General features: G+C 43.2%; 6 protein-coding genes and 2 tRNA genes. 3 read left to right on the plus strand and 5 right to left on the minus strand.

Going from position 1 to position 6,707, the window contains the following annotated elements; all coding sequences use genetic code 11:
• Together PHQ42_04845 and PHQ42_04850 are read right to left on the minus strand one after the other, a co-directional pair.
• Window positions 1–573: ATP-binding cassette domain-containing protein (locus PHQ42_04845; GenBank protein MDD5072030.1), on the minus strand; the 573-nt coding region annotated here is incomplete at its 3' end.
• A 101-nt stretch (window positions 574–674) separates the two neighbouring features.
• The gene (locus PHQ42_04850; protein MDD5072031.1) at window positions 675–2,273 is read right to left on the minus strand and encodes an RlpA-like double-psi beta-barrel domain-containing protein; all 1,599 of its coding nucleotides are present in this window, start codon (window positions 2,271–2,273) and stop codon (window positions 675–677) included.
• Window positions 2,274–2,420: 147 nt separating this feature from the next.
• Between PHQ42_04850 and PHQ42_04855 the strand changes: the two genes are divergently transcribed.
• From PHQ42_04855 to PHQ42_04865, 3 genes are all read left to right on the plus strand, one after another.
• Window positions 2,421–2,491, plus strand: a tRNA-Gly gene (locus PHQ42_04855).
• A 207-nt stretch (window positions 2,492–2,698) separates the two neighbouring features.
• Window positions 2,699–3,031, plus strand: coding sequence for a hypothetical protein (locus PHQ42_04860; GenBank protein MDD5072032.1), 333 nt, complete (start codon window positions 2,699–2,701; stop codon window positions 3,029–3,031).
• A 9-nt stretch (window positions 3,032–3,040) separates the two neighbouring features.
• Window positions 3,041–3,113: transfer RNA gene (locus PHQ42_04865), tRNA-Thr, on the plus strand.
• A gap of 168 nt (window positions 3,114–3,281) precedes the next feature.
• Here the strand turns inward: PHQ42_04865 and PHQ42_04870 are convergent.
• From PHQ42_04870 to PHQ42_04880, 3 genes are all read right to left on the minus strand, one after another.
• Window positions 3,282–4,643 (minus strand): hypothetical protein, encoded by a 1,362-nt coding sequence (locus tag PHQ42_04870; protein ID MDD5072033.1) that lies wholly within the window; start codon window positions 4,641–4,643, stop codon window positions 3,282–3,284.
• A 39-nt stretch (window positions 4,644–4,682) separates the two neighbouring features.
• Window positions 4,683–5,093 carry a septum formation initiator family protein gene (locus PHQ42_04875; protein ID MDD5072034.1) on the minus strand — a complete coding sequence of 137 codons (411 nt, stop codon included), beginning with the start codon at window positions 5,091–5,093 and terminating at the stop codon, window positions 4,683–4,685.
• A 176-nt stretch (window positions 5,094–5,269) separates the two neighbouring features.
• Window positions 5,270–6,707: HAD-IC family P-type ATPase (locus tag PHQ42_04880; GenBank protein MDD5072035.1), on the minus strand; the 1,438-nt coding region annotated here is incomplete at its 5' end.

Consider the following 6,707-nt stretch of genomic DNA (forward strand, 5'->3'; position numbering starts at 1 on the left):
AACCACGGTCGTGCCGAACCGATTTATCCGCAGAAGCAATTCAATTATTTCATTAGCGTTAATGGAGTCAAGATTGCCGGTCGGTTCGTCGGCCAAAAGTATTTTAGGCCGGTGGACCAAGGCCCGGGCAATGGCCGCCCGCTGCCGTTCCCCGCCGGAAACTTCATGGGGATAACGGCCTTGCTTGTTTTCCAAACCGACTATTTTCATCACCTGCGGCACAATGCTGCCCATCTTTGTCGGCGTGCTGCCGCAAACTTCTAGGGCGAAAGAAACATTCTCCCGCAAATTTTTTTTGGGCAGAAGCTTAAAATCCTGAAAAATAACCCCGATTTGCCGGCGCAGCCAAGGCACTTCCCTCTGGCCGATATTGGTAATGTCCCAGCCGCCGACTAAGACTCGGCCGTTTGAAGCCTTTTCTTCCCCGGTTAGAATTTTTACCATAGTGGTCTTGCCCGTGCCGGACTGACCGACAATAGAAACAAATTCTCCCGGTTTAATATGCAAATTAACGTCTTTTAAAGCGGCTATGTCAGGATGGTAAATTTTTGAAATATTTAGAAGCTTAATCATATTCAAATTACAAATTCACAAATCTACCCCAAATTTACAAATATTGCAAAGCCGTCTTCATTTATTATTTGTAAAATTTGTAAAGAATTTGTAATTTGTAACTATTTTATTATTTTTTTCGCGACGTATTTAATAAGGTCTCCGGTTTCCATAAAGCTGCCATCCCTGGTATTATTTCCGAAAGTGACAACAATTAATTTCCGATTACCAGCCTTGGCCCTAATCATCAGGCAGTAGCCGGCTTCGTCCAAATATCCGGTTTTTGACCCGGTAATGGCAAAACCGTTATTTACTGCCAACAATTTATTGGTATTTACCAAACGATAGGCTTTTTTTGTATTAAGGGTGGAAAACCTGTATTCTTTGGCAACGCTGGCCTTCTCTATAATCGGATGGGTAAACACCCTTTTGGTTATTATAGCATAATCCAGGGCGGAACTCACGTTCTCCGGAGACAGGCCGGTTGGTTCAACAAAACGGGTTGAAACCGCCCCCCAGCCAACTGCCGCCTCATTCATCTTTTTTATAAAATCGTCCCGGGGCATTTCGCTTGCTCGCACCAGGGTTTCAATGGCATTGTTGGCCGAACCGACTAAAGCCGAATAAACTAAATTCTCAATCGTTAAAGTGTCCCCGTCTTTCAAATTTATCCTGGCTGATTCCCATTTATTGCAGTATTGGTAATTAAATTCCTCATCCTGAATTCTGTAAGTCACAACTTTGTCCAAGCTCGGCCGGGTATCCAAAAAAACCTTAATCGCCACTAATTTTGTCAGGCTGGCCAAGGGCAGAGTGGTAGTGGCGTTTTTCCCCCAAAGCACCTCTTCGCTGTCTTCGTCCATGACAATGGCTGATTTGGAAGCAATGGCCAATTCCGGCGTTGCCCCGGTTTGGGCTATTCCTAAAATTTTGCCATAAGTGTCGGGCGCGACCCGGAGAGGCTCTATCCTGACGTTAATTACTCCGTCCCGCAGGGAGGCAATTTTGGCAAAAGCGACTTTATCCAAATCAATCACGCGATCGGGGTGGAGGTTTCTGTCCGGCCCATAGTCATTAATCTCCACATCCACAAATTTGTTATTATCCGTATTGTAAACCCGCAATTTAGAACCCTTGGGAAAATCCGGGGAAGCGGCAAAATTTCCATTTTTATAGGCATACCAGCTGGCCCGGCCGGTAACCGGAACCTCCGGATTAGAAAAAACCGCAATCCGGGCAAAAGGAAGGTGGATTAAAGACCTCACAAATTTTTCTTCCGGATAATCCCTGGTCGGCAACGGGCGCCAGGAAGAAAAATTCTTATCATAAAAAAAGACCTGCTTATAATCGTCTGAATCTTCTTGATAAGAAAACTGGATATAAAACGGCTTATGATTGTCGTAAGCGGCCTTATTCCTGAATTCAAATTGATAGGTATTGCTGATTCTGTCCAACTGCCAAGGCGAAGGCATATCTTCATTAATCTGAACAACATCAACTCCCGTGGCTTCGGATAATATCCCCGGCACCAAAGACAGCTTCAATTCATCGGCAAAAGACGTTACCGTATAACCCTTGGCGATGGTGGCTTTATCCAGGTTTATAAAATAATACTGATTGGGGTCGATTCGCGCTTCTTCACCGGCAAAAACAAAACTACCAACTAATAGGGTCAGTAGTATCATTATTATTCCTGTTTTTTTAAAATAGTTTTTTACCATCAGTTAAAACCGATTATTTGACTAGTTTTAATTATAACAATATAATTATATCATAAAAAATCATTAGGCAAAACTATCCAGTAATTAAATATTCGCCATTTGTAAATCTGAAATCGGCAATCTAAAATCTTAAATCTTGAATTACTCGCGGGTATAGTATAATGGTAGTACGCGACCTTCCCAAGGTTGAGGCACGGGTCCGATTCCCGTTACCCGCTCTATTCTTCGTCCCGAGTACTCGGGACTACGGATTGTAAGCCGTTATAACTCATAATCAGGTTCGACTTGCCCGCGTGCCGTCGCTAAAGCTATGGCAACGTGCGACCATAGCTTTAACGTAGGCGGGTTCTGATATCCCGCTCGGGTAATAACAATTAACAATTAACAGTTAACTATTAACTTTTTAACTGTTAAGGGTTAACTAAATGCTTAAAGAATCAAATTACGTAAAAATTGTGGTAGCTGTTCCGCGCCAGTCGGCTAATAAAATCCGGGAAGCCATAGGCAGGGTCGGCGCCGGAGAGCAAGGCAAATATAAATTTTGCAGCGGCTCATACAAAGCCATTGGTCGTTTTATTCCGCAAAAAGGAGCCCATCCAGCCATTGGCCAAACCGGAAAATTAGAAGAAGTGGAAGAGGAAATAATCACCACGATTTGCCATAAAGATTTAGTTGAAAAAGTAGTGACGGCCATAAAAAAAGCTCATCCTTATGAAGAGCCGCCGATTGACATAATCCCCCGTTTGGATATAGTTTAGTTATATTAAGCCGATGTAGCTCAACTGGTAGAGCAACGGTATCGTAAACCGTAGGTTGTGGGTTCAAGTCCCACCATCGGCTCAAATAAAATATGTTTGCCGAGCGTGTGAGCGCCTGTCCGCCTCTGGCGGAAGGCATCCCGCCCCTTGCGAGGGGCGGGGCAAGTCCCACCATCGGCTCAAAAAAGAAACGAAGGCAAGATTCGCTAATCTCGCCTTCGTTTTTATATTTTTATATTATTTTATTATTTTAATCTGCCAAAACCCAAACCCTTAATTCGCTTAACATCTTCTCCAAATATTCATCAAGGGTGATTGATTTCACAAAAATATATTTCAGTCTCTCGTTTTCTTTTTTTACAATATAATATCCCCTGTCAGTAATTATAATTTCGCTTATTTGCCCTGATTCAAGCCTTCTGACTTTTTCAGCCAGCCGCAAAAATTCGTTATCTTGGCCTATATACCCTTGTCCATCTCCATACTTTTCCCCTATTTCTTCAAAACTTTCGCCGGTCTGCGGCGCCTCAACAAGTTCTTTTATCTTATTTATCCGGCTATAAGAAATTTCGTTCAATTTTTTATCAGCCGCCAGCCGCGCGTTTATTTCTTCCTCCACCTCCTCCATCTGCCTGCCGGCGAAGCTAATGCCATATTTTTTTAACAATCTTTCTAAAGAAATTTTCTCTATAAATGCCTTTCTGGCGGCCGGTTCCAATTCCTCGCGATTGCTTGATTCTTGCCCCAACTCGCTAATTATTTTTTTGTAGTCATAATAATCCACAAAGCCAATCTTTGTAACAACGGCCGGCACCGGCGCGTAAATTGTTATTCGGCGGCTGATTTCATTGTCTAAATTAAATTTCAGCAAAAGGAAAGAAAAAACAAGATAAAGCAAAGTTGCCGAAACAACAAAAAATACGAAAGAAAAAATCAAAATTTTTCCAGCCAAGCAAAAACTCTCCCAAAGCTTGCCCATTAACTTTGATAATTTCTTTTTCTTCCTCGCCAGCCATATCTGCCTGGCCAATTTCTTCCGCTCTTTTATTTCCCGTATTTCCCGCCTGGTTTTTTCTTTTTCTATTTTTATTTTTTCGGCCGCCTCTTTCTTTTTTTCTTCTTTAATTTCTTTTTTCTTTTCTTCCTCTTTCTTCTTTGATTTTTCCTCTGCCTTATTTTTTTTCTTTTTCTGCTTTGGCGACTCGCCTCGTTCTGAAGGAAGCGGGCGGTCCGTCGCCTTTTCGCCCGCCCGTTCCCGGACCGCGCTTGCGGGGAGCGCGGATTTTTGCCCTTTTGCCCCGGCTTCTTCAGCTGTTTTTTCTATTTGGGCGATTCCGTTTGCCAGCGATTTTTTGATAACAGCCGGCTGAAGCGGCGCGGAAGGGGCCGCTATTTTTTCTTCGGTTGCGGCAATGTCCTTTTTTACGGCCGGGCGGGCGGCGCCGGGAGAAATTCCGTCAAGCCTTTTCCCGGCAAACAATGGGGAACCGCTCTCTTTTTTCCCTGTTTTTCGTTTGTCCGTTTCCCCAATAGAATCCAAAACGATTTTTCTCGCTTTTTCCAATTCTTCTCCGCTTAATTTTTTTATGCCGTCAACGCTCTTATTGTCCATATTCCAAAATGTTTAAAGATTAAAAATCTTTCAAGACTTCTATTTTTTTTTTTCAAAAAAATGATTCCACCACCGGCGCAGGTTGGAAAGATCGCCCGCCCCGCCCTTGTCTTTTGGCCCGGGACTAATCGCGGTGGTAGTGGAAATATCATCCTTTATTATCACCACCCCTTCCCCCGGTTTCTTTAGCCCCAAATTTAAACGGGCTTTTTCCTCAACAAACTGCTCGGATTCCAAATAGGTGATAAGTTGTTTTAAATCCTTATTTTTTGATTCAAAATCCGCAATTTCTTCGCCCAACTCTTTTATTTCCCTGTTCAAATGATAGCGCTTGCTCACGTTCTTGGCCAAAGGAAAGCTTATAAAAATAACCAAACCCAGGCCGACCAAAGCCAAAAATTTCTGGTTGTATATAATTTTGGAAAAAAAGCTCCTTCTTTTGTTTATCATAACACAATTTTTAGTTAACTGCCACCGGCTCCTTGGCCGGCAGTCTGCCAAACCCCTCTCCTTCCCCCGAAAAACACTGCGCGGCTCTCCGCAAAGATAAACCAAAAAAAATTATTTCTATGGGGCGTAACGGCCTCGCAAAAAGTAAGGAGGGTTATTTTTTATAATCCATTTTTCTAATCCTCCGCCCTTCTCGCGGTCACAGAGTAATACTTTATTATCTCTATCATTATGATGCTTAAAAGGCCGGTGGAAACAACCAATAACCAGCTATTTGCCGAAAGGGGGGAAGTTGCCAAAACTGATTGCAGAGGCGGCCAATAAATCGCGATCAGAAGCAAAAACAAGCTAACGGCAACAGCCCCGACCAAATATAAATTGGAAAAAGGGTTAAGGCGCCAAATCGGCCGTTCCAAACTCCTTAAGCTGAAAATATACATTAAAGAATCAACGCCCACAGCCGCAAAGACAAGAGTTCTGATATAGCCAATGTCAAAATTATTCTTCAATAAATAATAAAAAATCGCCAGGACGAAAAAATCGCGGATCAAACCGGCGGCGAAAATAATTGTCTTCATTTCTTTATTTATAATCGGCTCTTTCTTTTTCACCGGTTTTGCCGTCATCATGCCTTTGTCGCCTTTTTCAAAAGCTAGAGAAAAATTCGGCAAACCGTCGTTGACAATATTTATCCACAAAATCTGGGTAGGCAAAATAGCTAAGGGCGCGCCGGCAATCACGGAACCGGCGATTAAAATCACCTCGCAAAAGCTGTCAGAAATTAAATATGTAATCACCTTGCGGATATTGGAAAAAATAATCCTTCCCTCCAGAACCGCCGCCACTATGGTTTTGAAATTATTGTCCAGAAGCACTATATCCGAAGTTTCTTTGGCAATATCCGTGCCTGTGCCCAAAGCTACGCCAATATCCGCCGCTTTCAGGGCGGGAGAATCATTGATCCCGTCGCCGGTCATAGCCACGACTTCGCCCCGGGCCTGCAGAGCTTTGACAATCCTTAATTTATGGTGCGGGCTTACCCGGGCGTAAATATCAATTTTTTTTACCAATTCCTCCAATTTTTTGTCCTCAATTTTTTCCAAAAACTCGCCGGTGATAATATTTTCGGCTTTTGCCTCTATTCCAACTTCCTTGGCAATGGCCCGGGCCGTTAAAGCATGGTCGCCCGTAATGATAACCGGCCTGATTCCTGCCTGGCGGCAAATCTGTATGGTTTCCTTTGTCTCCGGCCGCAAAGGATCCTTCAGGGCGATAAAGCCGACAAAAATTAAATTCCGGTCAAATTGCCGCCAATTTATTTCTTTCCCGTTTCCGGCCTCCGGCTTGATTTCGGAAAGTATGGCTTGTTGAAGGATTTCCTCCTCCCCTTTCAAATCTCTTAAATCGCGAATAGCCACTCCAAGAACCCGCAATCCCGAGGAAGTAAGTTTCTCATAAATTCGCATTAATTTTTTCCTCTCCTCTTTTGCAAGCCTGCGCGGCTTGCCCTGATGGTAAAATTCTTCCGATTTTTCCAATAATTTTTCCGGAGCGCCTTTTTCATAAAGAATATAATTTCCTTCTCCGCCCTTATGCAAAGTAATCATAAATTTC

It is taken from the genome of Patescibacteria group bacterium, assembly GCA_028711655.1.
In the GTDB taxonomy this organism is placed as follows: Bacteria; Patescibacteriota; Patescibacteriia; order Patescibacteriales; family JAQTRU01; genus JAQTRU01.

Coding starts and splice junctions, on each gene's coding strand:
- PHQ42_04870 (MDD5072033.1), bottom strand. CDS start 4,643: ATGGACAATAAGAGCGTTGACGGCATAAAAAAATTAAGCGGAGAAGAA.
- PHQ42_04850 (MDD5072031.1), bottom strand. CDS start 2,273: ATGGTAAAAAACTATTTTAAAAAAACAGGAATAATAATGATACTACTG.
- PHQ42_04860 (MDD5072032.1), top strand. CDS start 2,699: ATGCTTAAAGAATCAAATTACGTAAAAATTGTGGTAGCTGTTCCGCGC.
- PHQ42_04875 (MDD5072034.1), bottom strand. CDS start 5,093: ATGATAAACAAAAGAAGGAGCTTTTTTTCCAAAATTATATACAACCAG.